Annotated in this window: 12 protein-coding genes and 1 riboswitch; of the genes, 3 read left to right on the forward strand and 9 right to left on the reverse strand. The window is 63.2% G+C overall.

Annotated elements, in window-relative coordinates; translation table 11 throughout:
* Nucleotide 1: 1 nt before the first annotated feature.
* The 3 genes from malQ to DDF78_RS03165 all read right to left on the reverse strand — a co-directional run bounded on the left by malQ (nucleotide 2) and on the right by DDF78_RS03165 (nucleotide 3,995).
* Nucleotides 2-2,170, reverse strand: coding sequence for a 4-alpha-glucanotransferase (gene malQ, locus DDF78_RS03155; RefSeq protein ID WP_152580347.1), 2,169 nt, complete (start codon nucleotides 2,168-2,170; stop codon nucleotides 2-4).
* A 108-nt stretch (nucleotides 2,171-2,278) separates the two neighbouring features.
* The gene (locus DDF78_RS03160) at nucleotides 2,279-3,013 is read right to left on the reverse strand and encodes an AbrB family transcriptional regulator (RefSeq protein ID WP_415481481.1); all 735 of its coding nucleotides are present in this window, start codon (nucleotides 3,011-3,013) and stop codon (nucleotides 2,279-2,281) included.
* Nucleotides 3,014-3,287: 274 nt separating this feature from the next.
* Nucleotides 3,288-3,995, reverse strand: coding sequence for an IMPACT family protein (locus DDF78_RS03165; RefSeq protein WP_152580349.1), 708 nt, complete (start codon nucleotides 3,993-3,995; stop codon nucleotides 3,288-3,290).
* A 597-nt stretch (nucleotides 3,996-4,592) separates the two neighbouring features.
* A riboswitch (TPP riboswitch) is annotated at nucleotides 4,593-4,687 on the forward strand.
* On the opposite strand from DDF78_RS03165, the gene DDF78_RS03170 reads away from it, so the two are divergent.
* Nucleotides 4,675-5,508 (forward strand): TenA family protein, encoded by an 834-nt coding sequence (locus DDF78_RS03170; protein WP_152580350.1) that lies wholly within the window; start codon nucleotides 4,675-4,677, stop codon nucleotides 5,506-5,508. It overlaps the preceding riboswitch by 13 nt.
* Nucleotides 5,505-6,185, forward strand: a complete 681-nt coding sequence (locus DDF78_RS03175) for a TenA family protein (RefSeq protein ID WP_152580351.1) — start codon at nucleotides 5,505-5,507, stop codon at nucleotides 6,183-6,185. The genes DDF78_RS03170 and DDF78_RS03175 overlap by 4 nt, the downstream gene beginning before the upstream one ends.
* An 85-nt stretch (nucleotides 6,186-6,270) precedes the next feature.
* Here the strand turns inward: DDF78_RS03175 and DDF78_RS03180 are convergent, their stop codons facing one another.
* From DDF78_RS03180 to dnaB, 3 genes are all read right to left on the reverse strand, one after another.
* Nucleotides 6,271-7,020 carry a type 1 glutamine amidotransferase gene (locus tag DDF78_RS03180; protein ID WP_152580352.1) on the reverse strand — a complete coding sequence of 250 codons (750 nt, stop codon included), beginning with the start codon at nucleotides 7,018-7,020 and terminating at the stop codon, nucleotides 6,271-6,273.
* Nucleotides 7,021-7,101: 81 nt separating this feature from the next.
* Nucleotides 7,102-8,916: a Mur ligase family protein gene (locus DDF78_RS03185; protein ID WP_237564525.1), complete on the reverse strand. Its 1,815-nt coding sequence runs from the start codon at nucleotides 8,914-8,916 to the stop codon at nucleotides 7,102-7,104.
* A gap of 41 nt (nucleotides 8,917-8,957) precedes the next feature.
* Nucleotides 8,958-10,403 carry a replicative DNA helicase gene (gene dnaB, locus DDF78_RS03190; RefSeq protein WP_152580353.1) on the reverse strand — a complete coding sequence of 482 codons (1,446 nt, stop codon included), beginning with the start codon at nucleotides 10,401-10,403 and terminating at the stop codon, nucleotides 8,958-8,960.
* A 417-nt stretch (nucleotides 10,404-10,820) separates the two neighbouring features.
* Here dnaB and DDF78_RS03195 point away from each other — a divergent pair, with 417 nt between their 5' ends.
* The gene (locus DDF78_RS03195; protein WP_152580354.1) at nucleotides 10,821-12,215 is read left to right on the forward strand and encodes an MATE family efflux transporter; all 1,395 of its coding nucleotides are present in this window, start codon (nucleotides 10,821-10,823) and stop codon (nucleotides 12,213-12,215) included.
* Between the two features lie 169 nt (nucleotides 12,216-12,384).
* Here DDF78_RS03195 and DDF78_RS03200 read toward each other — a convergent pair whose 3' ends face one another.
* From DDF78_RS03200 to DDF78_RS03210, 3 genes are all read right to left on the reverse strand, one after another.
* Nucleotides 12,385-14,220 (reverse strand): [protein-PII] uridylyltransferase family protein, encoded by a 1,836-nt coding sequence (locus DDF78_RS03200; RefSeq protein ID WP_162000672.1) that lies wholly within the window; start codon nucleotides 14,218-14,220, stop codon nucleotides 12,385-12,387.
* A gap of 235 nt (nucleotides 14,221-14,455) precedes the next feature.
* A complete protein-coding gene (locus DDF78_RS03205) occupies nucleotides 14,456-14,794 on the reverse strand; it encodes a P-II family nitrogen regulator (protein WP_024463231.1) in 339 nt (112 codons plus the stop codon).
* 1 nt (nucleotide 14,795) lies between these two features.
* Nucleotides 14,796-16,082 carry an ammonium transporter gene (locus DDF78_RS03210; protein WP_152580355.1) on the reverse strand — a complete coding sequence of 429 codons (1,287 nt, stop codon included), beginning with the start codon at nucleotides 16,080-16,082 and terminating at the stop codon, nucleotides 14,796-14,798.
* Between the last annotated feature and the right edge of the window lie 404 nt (nucleotides 16,083-16,486).

A 16,486-nucleotide genomic window follows, 5' to 3' on the forward strand; every position in this document is an offset into this window, starting at 1 on the left:
CTCATGCTCTCATGATTGCGGCGAGCGATTGCAGACGAGGGTTGTCGAAGAGCGCTTCGAGCGGCACGACGTCGCCGTTCTCGTCGGCCAGCGGAATGCGCCAGTTCGGATATTCGTTGTTCGTGCCCGGCTGGTTCTGGGTGCGGCGCTCTCCTACCGCGTCGGTCAGCGAAGCAGCCAACAGCCTGCTCGGCGCGGCCTTGAGACCGCGGTAAAGCGCCTCGACGATCTGCTGCGTGTGCTCGGTCTCGTCGGTGATGAGCTCGGGGTCGAGGAAGCCCTTGTCGACCAGCATCGCAAGCATCGCGTTATGCTCCTGCACGGCCCCTGCCTTGAAGTCCTCGACCGGCTCAGTGAGCAGGTGCAGACGGTCGCGCAGCTCGACGTGCTCATAGACCAAGTACCCTGCGGCCGGCGGCATGTCATGCGTATTGACGGAGGCGAGCGCATCGCGACGCCAAGTGTCGGGCGGCAGGAACTCCCCGTCCTTCTGTGCGAACCATTCGACGGTGCAGCCCAGAATCCCGTGGCGCTTAAGCGAATCGACCACGAATTTGGGCACCACGCCGAGATCCTCGCCCACGATCACGCCCTGGGCGCGCGCAGCCTCGATGGCCAGAATGCCAATCATAGTCTCGCTGTCATAATGCACGTAGGCGCCTTGGATGGCCGAGCGGCCCTGCGGTATCCACCACAGCCGGAAGAGGCCCAGAATATGGTCGATGCGCACTGCGCCAGCCTGTGAGAACATGCCGTGCACCAGGCTGCGATACGCCTGATAGCCCGTGGATTCCAGCGATAGGGGGCTTAGGGGCGGCTGGCTCCAATCCTGGCCCTGCTGGTTAAAGTAGTCCGGCGGGGCGCCGACCGTGGCACCCTTGGCGAAACGTTCGGGATCCCACCACACTTCGGAACCGGCCGGATGCACGCCGACGGCCATATCCGACATGATGCCGATGCCCATGCCCGCATCCTTGGCCGCTTGCTGGGCGTCTTCGAGCTGACCGATAGCCACCCATTCGAGCCAGCGATAGAAGTCAAGCGTGTCGGGGAACTGCGCGCGCACCTGCGCGATCGCCTCGGAATCCTTGGACAGCGCATGAATCCAGTTGCCCTGATCATTGTCGTCCGGAGCGCCCCACTTGTCGTAGCACAGGCACCAGGTCGCATAGGCCTCAAGCTCGTCGCCGGTCGCCTGCTTGAACTGGTCGAATTGCGCCTGCCGGGCAGCGCCCAGACCGGCTTTGAAGATCAGCCAGAGCGCGCGCATCTTCGAGCGCCACATCGCGTCGCGGTCGATGAGCTGCGCATCGCCGTTAAGCGCCTCGGTCTGATTGTGCAGCTCGGTAATCTGAGCGCGCGTCTCCTCATCCAGAGCGTCGTATTCCTCAATGCCCTCAGGGCGAATGTAGGTGAAGTTCACGAAGCGGCGCGAGACGGGCAGATAAGGCGAGGGCGTGAGCGGCGAAACCGGTTCGGCGGCATGCAGCGGATTGACGAGCAGAAAATCGGCACCGGTCCTGTGCTTCGACTCAACCAGCAGGGTCTTCAGATCGGCGAAGTCGCCCACGCCCCATGACCCGGCCGAACGAATCGAATACAGCTGGGCCATCCAGCCCCACAGCTGGCCATCCTTGATCGGCTCCAACGGCTCGATCCGCTCCGGCGCGCTGATCAGCGTGGCATCCTGCTCGCGCTCACCGACCGTGACATGCAACGTGTGGTAGCCCATCGGCAGGTCGGCGGGAATGAGAATCGAGGCCGTGACCACGAAGGCATCCCCGAGCGGGTAGGCCCCTGAGCCGTCTCCCGCGTCGATGGTCACCTCGCCGTCGTACTTCTCGCCGTTCTCCAAGGTGATGCTGGCCGTGGGGACATCGAGCACGCCGGTATTGACCGGGACCTCGCTCTGCTCGCCTACGGTGTGCAGCACGGTGGGCGTGACCAGGCGCCGATGCCGGTCGTCAAGTATTGCGGTGATGGATTGCGCCACTGCTTCATCGCTCGTGGCGTCAACGCCCAAGGCACCAAACACGTCGACGAGGACATCATCATCGATCTCGTGATAATCGCTAGTCTGCCCGATGTAGCTGGTCTCCACCCCGACCAGTCGAGCCAATCGGATGAGCGGACGCGCCAGGCGTTCTTCGCTTTCGACTTTCTGTGTCATTCCTCCAGTGTAATCCCTAGCTTGGTGTGGTACGGCACTTGCGGCCATCCTAGGGCAATCATGTGGCGGAACTCACCTCATAGGCGTCGTATTGCCGTATTGCTGTACTTATCTCTCCTGCAGCCGGGAACGGGCGGCCTTGGCCACCTGTGGCGAGGAATCCGCAGCAAGGCGCTCCAGCGTCGGCTGCGCGCATTGGGGATTGAGCGCGACCGCGCGGCGCACCATCGAGGCGAGTACACCGGAGGCATCAGGCTCAAGCTCGACTCCTAATTGTGCTAGAAAATCTAGTGTTTCCGCACTGGTCTGCGGATTCTGCGCACCTTCCAGGCGCATCTTCCATGAGGTGCGGCCGTTGCGCAGCGCGATGTCGCGCACTTCGACGTCCTCATCCTTGGTGAGCCTGCCGACGAGCCAGTTCTTGTCATCGGCATTGCCCGCCACCGCTCGGCGCACCTCGGGCGCGGGATCGACGGAGAGTTTGACCAGCACGTTCGGGAAGGGCATGGTCTGCGCCAAGTAGACGCGGTCCTCGACGGGGGTACTGGGGTTGCCGGCCACCGCTTCGAGCAATGCGGTCGCACGGGAGAAGGCTGCCTGATTGGCTCTGTCAGGCAAGGGCCTGCGGGCGAATTCGCTCAGCTCGGCGCTGTCATGGGAGTGCCGCAGCCGCTCGTAGCTGTCGGTCAGCGGTTCGAAATCGTCGGGGTTGCCGGCGGGTTCACTCGCGTCGACGCTGGCGGGTTCACGCGCGTTGGCGTTAGTGTTGGCGCCGTCATTGTCATTAGCGTTGGCACCGTCGGTGGCACTGTCGTCATCGTTGACAGAAGTGGCATCGCCCACCGCCGCGCTGTCTATCTCGGCGTCTGCCCCAATATCCTCAGTGATATCAACGTCTCCTGTCTGCACAGCATCCTCCTGCGACTGATCGGCGTCTTCCGATCCGGTCTGCCGCGCCGTTTCCTGCAATTCGCTCATATCGCCCAGCATATCGCCTGCCCTTAAGAACTTCGCCAAGGCAGAGCCCTGAGGTACAGCTCGCAGCGGTTTGCTCCGCCGAAGCACAGCCCATTGTAGAAGCACAATTATTACAGAAACACAGCTTACAGAGGCGCAGTCATTTCAGCGGTACAGCCTGCGGCACGATCTGATTGACTATGTCCAACGCCTGCGGTCGCACCGTGCCGCTGAACGCGTTGCGCAGCTGCGATTCGAAGCGGTCGCACTGCTCGCAAGGCACCAGCACCTCGCATACGACCCCCTGCGCATAGCTCGCATCCACTCTGGTGCCCTGCACCGATTCCAGCAAATGCTCAAACGCACCCAAATGCCGGTATTCCAGCGCGACCCGATAGTGCCGGCTCGGCATCAGCGCGGCTCTGTCCGCAGCCTCTACGGCCAGCGAGGCGGCTGTCGCGTAGGCGCGAATCAGGCCGCCCGAGCCCAGCAGAATCCCGCCGAAATAGCGCGTGACGCTCACCACGCAATCGGTGAGACGCTTCGCGCGCAGCACGTCCAGAATGGGCTTGCCGGCCGTGCCCGACGGCTCGCCGTCGTCGCTCATGCGTTCGCTCAGCCGCTCGCTGGCACCGCACACGCCCGCATAGGCCACATGCCGGGCCTTGGGATGACGCTCACGAATCGTCTGCACGAAGGCGAGCGCCTCATCGAGGGTGGCCACATGGCAGGCATTGCCGATGAACTCGGATTTGAGCTCGACAAGCGAGCCCTGCGCCGGGCTCTCGGGCGCGTTAAGCACCGTGAAGTCCGTGGAGGCTGTGGAATCCGCGGACTGTGCGTGGCTGGTGCGTACTGCATTGTTCATCGATACCTATGGTGTCCACGACCCACGACTGTGCGAACCACGACTGCACGACCCGCGGCCCCCAAGCGTACGTTTTCCAGCATGCTGCATGAGCCCGTATTGGAAAACGTACGCTGAGTCGTCGGCAGTGTACGTTTTCCAATACGGACCTCGCGAACGTGTCATAAAACGTACGCTGACGAAACGCATGGAGCGCGGTATGCGGGGGCGCGCAAGGCGCACGCTTGCGACACGCCGCGTACGGCCATATCGCAATGGGACGCGCGAATGCCCGCCATGAAATGCCTATAGACTGGCAACTGGAGGCGGACGGACAACGGCGTACCTCCGGCTCCACTTCACGCAGCACGTTATCGAAGAACTCACGAATATCATCATGAGTCCGCCATACGGCCACTGGAACGAATGCGCCACTGACGCGCGGTGGTGCGGACGTTTTGTTCCAGTAGCCCGTATAACTGGGACGAATATGCCACTGACCGCAACTCAGCGGCGCATTCGTTCCAGTAGCCCCCGCCCACGCACGGTCCCAGCCACCGCATGCTCTCAATCGACGCACGTCGCTCTGGACCGCAGCCGGCGGCGCTGGTACAATCGGCAATCGACACGGGGTGTCGCCGCCGGCGACTGAGACCACACCCGTTGAACCTGATGCAGATCATGCTGACGAAGGGATGTCATGAACGATTTTTCGCGACCGCAGACGCAATCACCATCATTATCACCATTATCGACTGGCCCACGCTTCACCGATGAGCTCTGGGAGTCGATAGCCCCCGAACTGGCCGCCATCCACAGGATGGAATTCCTGAACCTGCTGGGTTCGGGCGAGCTGGACGCCGCCGATTTCCAGTTCTACATGCATCAGGACACGCTGTACTTGCGCGGGTACGCGCGCTCGCTCGCCCTGCTCTCGGCCCGAAGCCCTACGCCTGAGCTGACCGCCAGCTGGGCTGATGCCGCACGCAGCGCCAGCGTGGAGGAAACCCAACTGCATCGCAGCGTGCTGCCGAACGGCCCCGATCTGCTCTCGCCGGCCGATCAGCTGCCGTCGCCGGTTTGCCTAGGCTACACATCATTCCTCGTAGCGCAGACCTCGCAGGCACCGTATCCGGTGGGCGCCGCAGCCGTGCTCCCCTGCTTCTGGGTGTATGCGCATGTCGCCGAACGGCTGGCCCATCAGGCCGGCGCATTGCTGGAACGCAACCCCGACCACCCCTATGCGCAGTGGATTGCCGAATACGACGGCGAGGAATTCCACGCTTCTGTCGAGCAGGCACGCGGCAATGTGGACCGCGCTGCAGCCGCCGCGTCGCCCGAGGAACGCGACGAGATGCGACGCGCCTACCGCACCGCGACCCGGTACGAATACCTCTTCTGGGATTCGGCGCTGCACCGCCGACCCTGGCCGGACTTTTCTGATGAAAATGCACAGCCTGATGAAAATGCACAAGCTGATAACGATAACGCGCAGACCGACGCACAGCTCGGTACGCAAGGAGACCTTCGATGAACAACCCAACTACAACAGCCGCCGTCAACACGCCATACGACCGCTTCCGCGCCTCGGCGCACGACGAGTGGCAGGCCGCCGTCACCCACCGCTTCGTGCGCGAGCTAGTGGCGGATCAATTGCCCGACGACGTGCTGCGCGACTATCTGATTCAGGACAATCAGTTCTCCTTCGACTTCCTGTCCCTGCTCGGCCAGGCGCTCGCTTCGGCTGACACGATGCCGGCCAAGAATCGGCTCGCCCGGCAGCTCGGCTTCATTGCCAATGACGAGGACGCGTACTTCCAGGATCGGTTCGCCCAGTTCGCAGTGCCGCAGGCCGAAATCGACCATCCGCAGCTTACGCCATCCGCACAGGGATTCCGCCAACTGTATCGCTCGACGCTCGAAACGCGCTCCTACGCCGACGCGCTTATCGTGCTCACCGTCGCGGAATCGCTCTACCTCGACTGGGCCGAGCTGCAGACCGAGCACGGCACCCGCATGCCCAAACTGGCGCAGAATCGCGGCTGGGTCGATGTGCATCGTGGCGGGGATTTCGCCGAATGGGTGACGTTCCTGATCAGCGAACTCAATCGCGTCGTCGACCCCGACGACCCCGAGCAGCGCGGTCGCTTCGAGCAGGCCGTGCATTACGAACTCGGCTTCTTCGACGACGCCTACACAGGGAAGGCCTGAGGCCGCAGACCGTTTGCGCGGCCAGCTTACTAGATGACTGGTTGGGTTCGGGTATTTCAGCCTTTGAAACGCACAAACCTAACCATTAGCGCGGGCGGGCTGCGGCGACTGTGCGCGCCTGCTCGGCCGCAGCGTCGATGCGGGCCAGATCGGCGCGCTGCTGCTCGCTTTGCTGGGGCTGGAACGCGCCGTAGCGGCGTTCGACGGCAGTGCGAATGAGGAAGTCCGATATGGCCGGGTTCTTGGGTAGCAGCGAGCCGTGCATGTAGGTGCCGATCACGTTGCCGACCCTGGCTCCTTCGGTGTGGTCCTCGCCGTTGTTGCCGGTGCCCTCGGCATCCACAGTGCCCAGCGGCTGCACGCCCTCGCGCAGGAAGGTCTGCCCGGAGTGGTTCTCGTAGCCGATGACGTCGCCGAACTGCTCGGCGTGCTCGACCAGATTGCCGATCATGCGCACGTTGCGGCCTTTGGTGTACACGCCGAAGATGCCGATGCCGTCGAGCCTCGTGCCGTCGATCGTCTCGAAATACTCGCCGAACAGCTGGTACAGCCCGCAGATGGCCAGCATCGGCGTGCCGTCGGCTGCCAGCGAGCGCAATTCGTCGGCGCGCAGGAACAGGTCCTCGGTAATTTTCTTCTGCCCATTGTCCTGACCTCCGCCGCCCAGAATCATGTCGATGTGCTCGGGCCATGCGTCGCCCTGGTTGTAGACGTGCAGGCGCGGTTCGTAGCCGTACAGCGCGAGGCGACGGGTTATCGTGAGCACGTTGCCCCAGTCGCCGTAGATGTTCATGTCCTTGGGATACAAGGACATGACGTCGATTGCCTTGGCCATCGCGGTTCTCCCCTCGTTCGGCGTGTTCGGCGCGTTTCGATTGTTTGCGTTGTTTGCGTTGTTATCGGTTGTGCTGCCTGTTCAGCGTCCGACACCAGCGTCGGCGACCTGCGCGATATGCGACAACGCCGACCGCGCGCGCAGCATGGCCGTGTACGTGCAGTACATGTGCTTCGGCCTGCCCGGATTCGCCGTGACGAAGCGCTCGACGGACTGCTCCAAGTCGGTATCGGTCTGCCCGACCGGCACTTGGTCGTATTCCAATCGCAAAGCCATATCCCACGCCCTCGTGCCGGAGACCATCGCCACGCCCTCGCCGCGCAGGGAGCCGAAATCGACATCCCACAGCCAGCTCATATCGCGGCCGTCGGCGTATTCGTCGCAGATCGCGATCATCGTGTCGTGATTCTCCGGCGGGAATGATGCAAGGGAAAGCCTGAATCCCATGGGATTCTTGACCAGCAGCAGCTCGACCGGCGTGCCGTTCACATCGATGACCTCGCCGCGCCCGAAGGCCGGCGTGACCTGCGCGAGCGCGCGCATCAGCCGTTCATCGCTGGCGTTGATGGCACGGTCATTATCACCGGCGCTGTCGCCATCACCAGCATTGTCGGCAGCACTATCAGCACTGTCAGCGGCGACTGCACGCACCACGGCGAGCGCGGCGGCGGCGTTGAACAGATTGTAGACGCCTTCGAGCTTCACCGAAGTATTCACCGCGCGGCCATCAATCAAGAATTCGGCCTCGTGATCGCCGACATGCTTGAGCACCACATCGGCGGGCTGCGCGGTGGATTCGAAGGCTGCGCGGCCTAGATTGAGGCGCGGAGAGCCGGTATCGCGCACGCCGGGGGCGGGCATGCCGGACCGGGCACTCGCGAAGACATCCGAACCCGTGCGGACGCTGGCACTCCGGTCGGCTGCGTTCGACTCGTCCTGCGCCATGTCGGAGGCATGCATATCGTCGTCAGAGGGGAAGAACACGCGCAAGCTGTTCACCAGGCCGAAATAGGCGACCTTGGTGTCGTGCGGCACGTCGGCGGCCAGATGCGCGATGCGCGCGTCCTCGCGGTTGAGCACCACCGTGCCGCTCGTCGCCTGCGCCACATGGCTGAGCAGCCGGGCGGTGTTGTCAATTTCGCCGAAGCGGTCGAGCTGATCGCGCATCACGTTGAGCAGCAGGGAGTATCGAGGCCTGAACTGCTTCACGAAATGCACCGCGTAGGCCTCGTCCAGTTCGAGCACGGCGATATCCGCATCGAGTCTGCCTTTGAGATCCACCTCGCCGAGCAGCGCGGAGACCACGCCGCGCGTGAAATTGGAGCCGGTCGGATTCGTGAAGACGCGCAGACCGAGGCTTTCGAGCACCGAGGCGACCATGCGGGTCGTCGTCGTCTTGCCGTTCGTGCCCGACACGAGCACCACGCCGTACGGCAGTTCAGCCAAGGTGCGGGCCAAAAATCCGCGGTCGAAGCGCTCGATGACCTGCCCAGGCAAGGCGCTGCCGCCATGCCGCGACAGCCGTGAGGCCCAGCGCACTATCTTGCCCAGCGCCGGGGTTGCGAAGGCATACCAGGGGGCGCGCGGAGGCACGGTGGCTTGCTGCTGCGCCGAAGCTTCCTGCGCCGAAGACTGCTGTGCGACAGACTCCTGGGCTTCTTCGGATTCAGACTCAGGCACGACTTCGGTTTGGGTCGCCTGGGCGGAAATCGTGCGGGCAGGACGACTCGGTACAGTCACCACGTCGAGTGGAATGCTCGACACGTTATCTGGCATACCCAGCGATATGGCCGACTCGGCCAACGTGTTCGTATTAATCGGCACGTTCGCCACATGCACCGACCCGTCCGCGTCTTTGCCGCGCTGCGTATCGGATTGTTCGGACTCTGTTGGCATTGCCGACATTGCTGCCGTATCCTCGTGGTTCTCCATCGACTTCACACCCCCTGCTGGTAGTCCTGCGGCATGTCCTTGAACTTCGACGTCGCGCCGAGGAACGCCAAATGGAAGGTATCGGTCGGCCCGTTGCGGTGCTTCGCCATGATGATGTCCGCCTCGCCGGGCCGGTCCTCCTTGTCGTAGGCGTCGGGCCGGTGCACGAGCAGCACCACGTCGGCGTCCTGCTCGATCGAGCCGGATTCACGCAGATCGGAAAGCTGCGGCTTGCGGTCGTTGCGCATTTCCGGTCCACGGTTGAGCTGGGACAGCGCTATGACCGGCACCTCAAGCTCCTTGGCGAGCAGCTTCAAAGCGCGCGAGAACTCGGAGACCTCCTGCTGGCGGCTTTCGACGCGCTTGCCCGAGCTCATGAGCTGCAGGTAGTCGATCACGACGAGCTTCAAATCGTTAGTCTGCTTGAGCCGCCTGCATTTCGCGCGAATCTCCATAAGGCTCATATTCGGACTGTCGTCGATGAACAGCGGCGCCTCCTGCAAAGTCCCCCAAAACGTATTGAGCGTGTTCCAGCGTTCGGGCGTGATCTCGTCCGCACGGCGCAGGGCGTTGAGCGGAATGTTCGTCTCGGCCGAGATGATGCGCTGCGCCAGCTCCACCTTGCTCATCTCCAAGGAGAATATGACCGCTGTCATGTTGTGATGCAGCGCGGCCGAACGCGCGAAGTCGACGCCCAGCGTGGACTTGCCCATAGCCGGGCGTCCTGCCACAACGACCATCTGGCCGGGCTGCAGGCCCTGGGTCACGTCGTCGATGTCGCGGAAGCCGGTCGGCACGCCGCGTTCCAGCTCGTGGTTCTGCAGCTTGTCGAGCTGGTCGAGCGCATCATGCACCACCGATTCGATGGGCGAATAATCCTGCCGTACCTTGCCCACGCTCATCTCGTAGACCTCGGATTGCGCCAGGTTGACGACGTCCTCGGCCTGCGAGCCTTCGGCGGAGTAGCCGAGCTGCGCGATCTTCGTGCCGGCGGCGATCACATTGCGCAGGATGGCGCGCTGGTGCACGATTTCGGCGTAGAAGGTAGCATTCGCTGCCGTGGGCACCGAGGCGACCAGGCTGTGCAGGTAGTCAGCGCCGCCGACCTTGTCGAGGTCGCCGGCCTTGAGCAGTTCGTTGGCGACCAGCACCACGTCCACCGGCTGGGAGGTGGAGAAGAGCGTGATGATGGATTCGTAGATGGTCTGGTGCTTGGGCTGGTAGAAGTCGGTGACGTCGATCATCTGCGAGACTTCGCCGATGGCGTCCTTGCTCATCAGCATGCCGCCGAGCACCGCCATTTCCGCGTCGTCGTCATGCGGCGGCACGCGGTCGAACAGCGCGTCGCGCACCGCCGTCCCGGTCGCGCCCGAAACGTACGACGAACCGCCGGAATATGCGCCCTGCCCGCTGCCGGACCGCGATTCGTCCCACGAATTTCCATCTGCCATACGCTCGAGTATAGGGAGACCGGCGGAGCGCATCCGCCGTTTCCCGGCATTGCTCACGCGACACGCGCAGTATTCCACGGTGGACAACAAAATCAAGTTATCCACATTGCAGGCGTGTCACAGGGGATAATCCATTCAGTTATCCACATGATGGGGATAAGTCAGTGCATAACGTGGGGATAGTTATGCGGCAGTCCAATCTCGATTTGCATATGACCGGCGTCGATGATATGCGAGTCGAGTTTTCCGGGGGCGGTTTGCTGAGAAGGTCTCCTTAAGAACTCCGGATAGTGGCATTCATCGCGTTCGTCTCGGTCTTGCCTGAAATACAGTACAATGGGCAGGTTTCCCCTTCCTGACGCTTGTGATGGCTCGGTACGCTTATGGAAACAGCTAGGGAATGCATGATGAATGGCGATGAATGAATTGACTCACGATACGACGCAGCAGCGGGATGACGCTGCCCAATCGTCCGAACAGGCAGGTCATGTCGACCGCAGACAGGCGACACGGCAGCTGTTCGCGCTGGCGCTGCCGACCTTCGGCCAGCTCATCGCCGAACCGGCCTTCGTGCTCATCGACACGGCGATTGTGGGTCATATCGGCGATGCGGCGCTGGCGGGGCTTTCCATCGGTTCCACCATCATCCTCACCACGGTGGGGCTGTGCGTGTTCCTGGCCTACGGCACGACATCGAGCGTGGCCCAGCTCATTGGCGCAGGGAAGCGGCGCGAAGGGCTTGAGGCTGGCATCGACGGACTGTGGCTGGCGCTGGCCATCGGCCTGCTCGTATCAGTCGCCCTGTTCGCCGCCGCGCGCCCGCTGTGCTGGGCGATGGGGGCGCGCGATGCCGTGCTCGACAACGCGACCGCGTATTTGCAGGCCATCGTATTCGGGCTGCCCGGCATGCTGCTCGTGTACGCCGCCAATGGCATCTTCCGCGGGCTGTCCAAGGTCAACATCACCTTCGTCGCGGCTGTGGCCGGGGCGGTGGTCAACACCGCGCTCGATGTGCTGTTCGTGTTCGGCCTGCACTGGGGCGTCGCCGGTTCGGGAGCCGCGACCCTGATAGCGCAATGGTTCATGGGGCTGTTTCTCGTCGTGCCGGCGCTGCTGTGGGCGCGCGCGGATGGCGCGAGCTGGAGACCGCGCTTGGCCGGCATCCTTGGCACGGCTTCGGACGGCGTGCCGCTGTTCATCCGCACGCTGGCGCTGCGGGCCTCGCTGGTCGCCACGGTGGTGCTGGCGGCCCGCATGGGCACGCAGGTGCTGGCGGCGTATCAGGCCGTCAATTCGAGCTGGAACTTCGTGCTCAACATGCTTGACGCCATCGGCATCGCCGGGCAGACGCTGGTCGCCACGCAGATCGGCGCGGGGCGGCACAACCGGGCGCACGCTATGACCTCGATCGCCAGCAGATCGGGCCTGTTCGCGGGCGCGGTCATCGGCGTGGGGCTGGCGGTCGCAGGGCTTGCGGCGACCGGACTGTTCAGTCCTTCTTCTGAGGTGCAGCATCTCATCATGGTCGGCATGCTCGTGCAGGGCGCGTTCCTGCCGCTCGCCGGATGGATGTGGGCGCTCGACGGCATCCTCATCGGTGCCGAGGACTACCGCTATCTTGCCCTGACTTGTACGATTACCGCGCTGGCATATCTGGCGGCCCTCGGCGGCGTCAACGCGCTTGACGGCGCGATCGACCTCAGCGACGCCTGGCGCATGGCCATCCTCTGGGGCGTTCTCAACCTGGTCTTCATCGGCTTGCGAGCGCTGTTCAACGGGCTGCGCGTCCGCAGCAACGTCTGGATGGAATAGCGGGAGATGCGTTGTCTTTTGCACGGTAACACGAGGCTACCGTGCAAAAGACAACATTATGAGCGTCGATTCCGTTGCATTTTGTACGGTAGCGTCCCGTTAGCGGTCAAAAGGCAACGCGAAACGACGGCATATGGGGACATTGCCACGCACGGCTCCTCGCACCCTGTCAGCCGCGCGGCATACGTGCGCGCGCGGCGTCAGCCATAGCGCGCACGAGCCGTTCGCGCCAGCGCGACCAGCCGTACTTCTTCGTGATGGCCTCGTTGGCGGTGGCTCCCAGCGACGAGCCGTCGGCACGGGTCAGATCGAAGAGCATGTCGAGCGTGAGCGGATCGTAGTCGACGCGCTCCGCCAAGTCCTCGGCCACTGCTGGATCCGCAGGGTCCTTGCCCGTGGCAAATTCCGAAAGCGTCAGGTGCTCGCGCACCAGCAGCGTCGCGATGCGCACGATATCCTCGCCGAAGCCCAGGCGACGCAGTATCACCGGCACATGGCGCGCGCCTTCGATGGCGTGGTCCGGCACGCCAGGCCGCTTGCCGATGTCATGCAGCAGCCCAGCCAGCAGCAGCGCGGCATACCGCATGTCGTCATATTGCGTGCCGTCAGGCGCAACTCGCCCTAGCTGCGAAACCACATAGATCATATGCTGGTCGATGGTGTAGCGGTGCGCAGCGGATGCCGAAGGGCGGTTGCGCACGCCGAGCCATTCGGGTATCCAACGCCCGGGAATATTGATGAAGTCAAGCTCCTCCCATACCCGGGGGAGCACTGTTCCCGAACCGAGCAGGCGAATCAGCAGCTCGCGATCCTCGGCGCTCCAATCATGGTCATGCACCGGGCAGCGCTCAAGGTTGCGCAGCGTCGTCGGATTGATCGGCAGTCTGGCCTGCGCCGCGGCGACAGCGACACGCAGCGGCAAATCGGTCTGCTCGGCCGGTTTCGCACCGGCAGCAAGCGACACCTCGCCCTCGTGCTCCACCACGCCGGGCGCAAGCGCGCGAAACTTAGGCGCCTCCCGCTTGCCGCCCGAACGAGGGTCGAGCAGCTGGAAGAAGGCGAAACGCGGCCGTTCATGCGTCAGCGCATGCTTGGCCCGCGACGAGGTGAACTCCCACGAGAACGCTATCTGCCGCCCGATGCGGGCGAGCAGCATCTGCAGGTCGTCGATGGACCGCGCAGCGCGCTCGTCCTCGGGCAGCGTCGGATCGGCCAAGCCCAAGGTCTGCGCGACATTCGGCTGATATCGGGTGAGCATGAGGTTCGTGTCCTTGGCGGCCGCAAGATGGATGCAGTCGCGCACATCGAGCAGCCGTTCGACCGCATCGTCGTAGTTTCCATGCGGCCGGTCGGCCAGCCAGGATGCCGCCAGCGCGGAAATGATCACCGTGTCGCGCAGACCGCCGCGCGACTCCTTGATGTCAGGCTGGTTGAGGTAGGCCATTCGGCCGAAGCCGTCGAGTCTGGACTGCGCGGATTCCAGCAGCTCGGGCAAGCGTTTGCGGGCGGCTTTGCGCCAACGCTCGAGAATTGAGCCGGCAGTAGACGTAATCAGCTCGGCATCGCCTGCTATCGGCTTGACATCGAGCCAGCCCACAGCGGCCGGCAGATCGTGATCGGTCACGCCTTCGCACTGCTGGCGCGTGCGCACCGAGTGATCGAGGTCGAGGCCGCTGTCCCACAAGGGGTACCAGAGCGCGTCGGCAAGCGCATTGAGCTGGGAATCGTTCAGCGCACGCGGCTCGTAGATCAGCACCAGATCCACATCGGAGCACGGTCCCATCTGCCCGCGAGCCAGCGAGCCGACGGCCGCCAGACCCACGCCGCGCTCGGGAAGCGCGAAAGGCAGCGCGCCCGTCGCCTCATCCCATAGCTGCCCTATGGCCGATATGGCCAGCGCGGTTCGCGCCGCTCGCTTGCCCGCCCCGTCACGATATACGCCGTCATCATCGGGCCGGCTCAATTCCATGAACCGCGCTCCCAGACCATCAACCGCCGATGCCAAGAAATTCCCCTTACGTTGTATGCGTTATATGCGTTGTGTTCGTTGTATGCCTATGCCGGCACCCATGCCGGCCATGCCAATTCGGCTGCGTCTCCAGCAAATCGCGTCGCCAGCGAACCGCGCAGTCAACAGACTAGGTGCCCGGCAGCAATAAATTCGGGGACGACCCATGACAATGGATCGTCCCCGAATCATTTACTTAACTGATACTTGACTGTGCAATCAGCCGAAATCGTCAGATCGCGGCCGAACCGGTCTCCCCGGTGCGCACGCGCGACACCGAGTCGAGCGGAGCAACCCAGACCTTGCCATCGCCTATGGTGCCGGTTCCGGCAGCCTTGACGATGACGGAGACCAAGGTATCCGCATCAGCGTCGTCGGACAGGACCTCAACGCGAATCTTCGGAATCAGGTCGACGGTGTATTCAGCGCCGCGATAGACCTCGGTGTGCCCGCGCTGACGGCCGTAGCCGTTGGCCTCGGAAACCGTGATGCCATGCACGCCGGCGGCTGCAAGAGCCTCCTTGACGTCGTCGAGCTTATGAGGCTGGATAATAGCGGTGATCAGCTTCATGTCACTTCACCTCCTTGAGAATCGAGCTGGCAGTGCCAGCGAAATCGTAGGCCGTTTCGCCCTGGTCGGACAAATCGACGCCTGCGACCTCCTGGGCCTCGGTGACGCGCCAGCCAACCGTCTTCTCAAGCGCGAAGGCGATGATGGCGGTCATAACGCCCGAGAACAGTATAGCAATTGCCGCGATGCAGATCTGGACCACGAGCTGCCTCCAGTTGCCGCCTGCGAATAGGCCGGTGCCCGAGCCGAAGAAGCCGATGAGGACGGTGCCGGTGACACCACCGACGCCGTGCACGCCGACGACATCGAGCGAATCGTCGTAGCCGAGCATGAACTTCAGGTTGCATGCTAGGCAGGTGAGCACGCCGGCGATTGCGCCGAGAACCATGGCCCACAGCGGCGAAACCACATCGGCGGCAGGGGTGATGGCAACCAGGCCCGCGACCATGCCGGAGGCGGCGCCGAGCGCGGTGTAGTGTCCGGTGCGAATCCGCTCGGTGAAGCCCCAGGACAGCATGGCGGCTGCCGTGGCTGCCGTGGTGCTTACCCATGCGTAGCCGGCGGTGCCGTTCGCGCCGAAGGCGGAGCCGGCGTTGAAGCCGAACCAGCCGAACCACAGCAGGAAGGCGCCGAGCATCACGAAGGGCACGTTATGAGGCTTGATCGGCTGCTTGCCAAAGCCCTTGCGCTTGCCGATAATCAGCACGATAACCAAGGCCGCGACTGCCGCGTTGATATGCACAACGGTGCCGCCTGCGAAATCGTGGGCCGAAGCGCCGATCGCCTGGGAGATGGCACCCGTGGGAGACAGCAGGCCGCCGTTCCACACCATATGCGCCATCGGCGCGTAATCAAAGGTAATCCACAGCGCCACGAAGATCATCCAGGTGCTGTACTTGATGCGCTCGGCCAAAGCGCCGCTGATCAGCGCCACCGTGATCATCGCGAAGGTGGTCTGGAAGGCCACATCGATGCTCACCGGGTAGTGGTTGGCATTGTTGGTTGCAGCAGTGAAGACGCCGTGGTCAGAGACCATCGAATCCTTCAGCAGGAAACCAGTGGCGGGATCGCCGAAGATGCCGCCGATATCCTTGCCTGCATATGCAATCGACCAGCCCCAGAACGTCCATACAATGGCGGTGACCGCCAAAGCGCCGGCGGACAGCATCAGCATGTTCAGAACCGCCTTGGCTCTCACCATGCCGCCATAGAAGAACGCCACGGCGGGCGTCATGAGCAACACGAAAGACGCGGATGTCAACATCCACGCAGCATTTCCTGAATCCATTGTCTACCTCCCTCTCTCATATTGATTATGGAGCGCTACGGCCGGTCAAAGCCGCGCGCTGCCATATTCGTTATGCAGCTCCTCATAGCGAGAAACCTACAACTGATATCGAACGCCACTCCGATTTTCGTCAGGTTACGCAAGGTTACGAGCATGTTACGTCCATCCTCCATCGCACCCTGATTCTGACTCTAGTCGCACAGGCATAACGCGGGCTCGGAGCACCCTGACACCATGCGCCACAATGCGCCGAAACCGTGGCGCTTTGCGATTGTTCTGCGCGTGTCGAATGCGCATCCGGCCCGGCTGTGAGCTGCGTCTCACTGCACGCCAGCCGCATGGCCGCCGTAACATGGCTTTTACAAAAGTCCTTCTGCGGCCACGCGCATCCGCTGGCGGGCGTG

The sequence above is a fragment of the Bifidobacterium tibiigranuli genome, from assembly GCF_009371885.1.
GTDB lineage: Bacteria > Actinomycetota > Actinomycetes > Actinomycetales > Bifidobacteriaceae > Bifidobacterium > Bifidobacterium tibiigranuli.

Coding starts and splice junctions, on each gene's coding strand:
- malQ (WP_152580347.1), bottom strand. CDS start 2,170: ATGACACAGAAAGTCGAAAGCGAAGAACGCCTGGCGCGTCCGCTCATC.
- DDF78_RS03165 (WP_152580349.1), bottom strand. CDS start 3,995: ATGAACAATGCAGTACGCACCAGCCACGCACAGTCCGCGGATTCCACA.
- DDF78_RS03170 (WP_152580350.1), top strand. CDS start 4,675: ATGAACGATTTTTCGCGACCGCAGACGCAATCACCATCATTATCACCA.
- DDF78_RS03175 (WP_152580351.1), top strand. CDS start 5,505: ATGAACAACCCAACTACAACAGCCGCCGTCAACACGCCATACGACCGC.
- DDF78_RS03180 (WP_152580352.1), bottom strand. CDS start 7,020: ATGGCCAAGGCAATCGACGTCATGTCCTTGTATCCCAAGGACATGAAC.
- DDF78_RS03185 (WP_237564525.1), bottom strand. CDS start 8,916: ATGCCAACAGAGTCCGAACAATCCGATACGCAGCGCGGCAAAGACGCG.
- dnaB (WP_152580353.1), bottom strand. CDS start 10,403: ATGGCAGATGGAAATTCGTGGGACGAATCGCGGTCCGGCAGCGGGCAG.
- DDF78_RS03195 (WP_152580354.1), top strand. CDS start 10,821: ATGAATGAATTGACTCACGATACGACGCAGCAGCGGGATGACGCTGCC.
- DDF78_RS03205 (WP_024463231.1), bottom strand. CDS start 14,794: ATGAAGCTGATCACCGCTATTATCCAGCCTCATAAGCTCGACGACGTC.
- DDF78_RS03210 (WP_152580355.1), bottom strand. CDS start 16,082: ATGGATTCAGGAAATGCTGCGTGGATGTTGACATCCGCGTCTTTCGTG.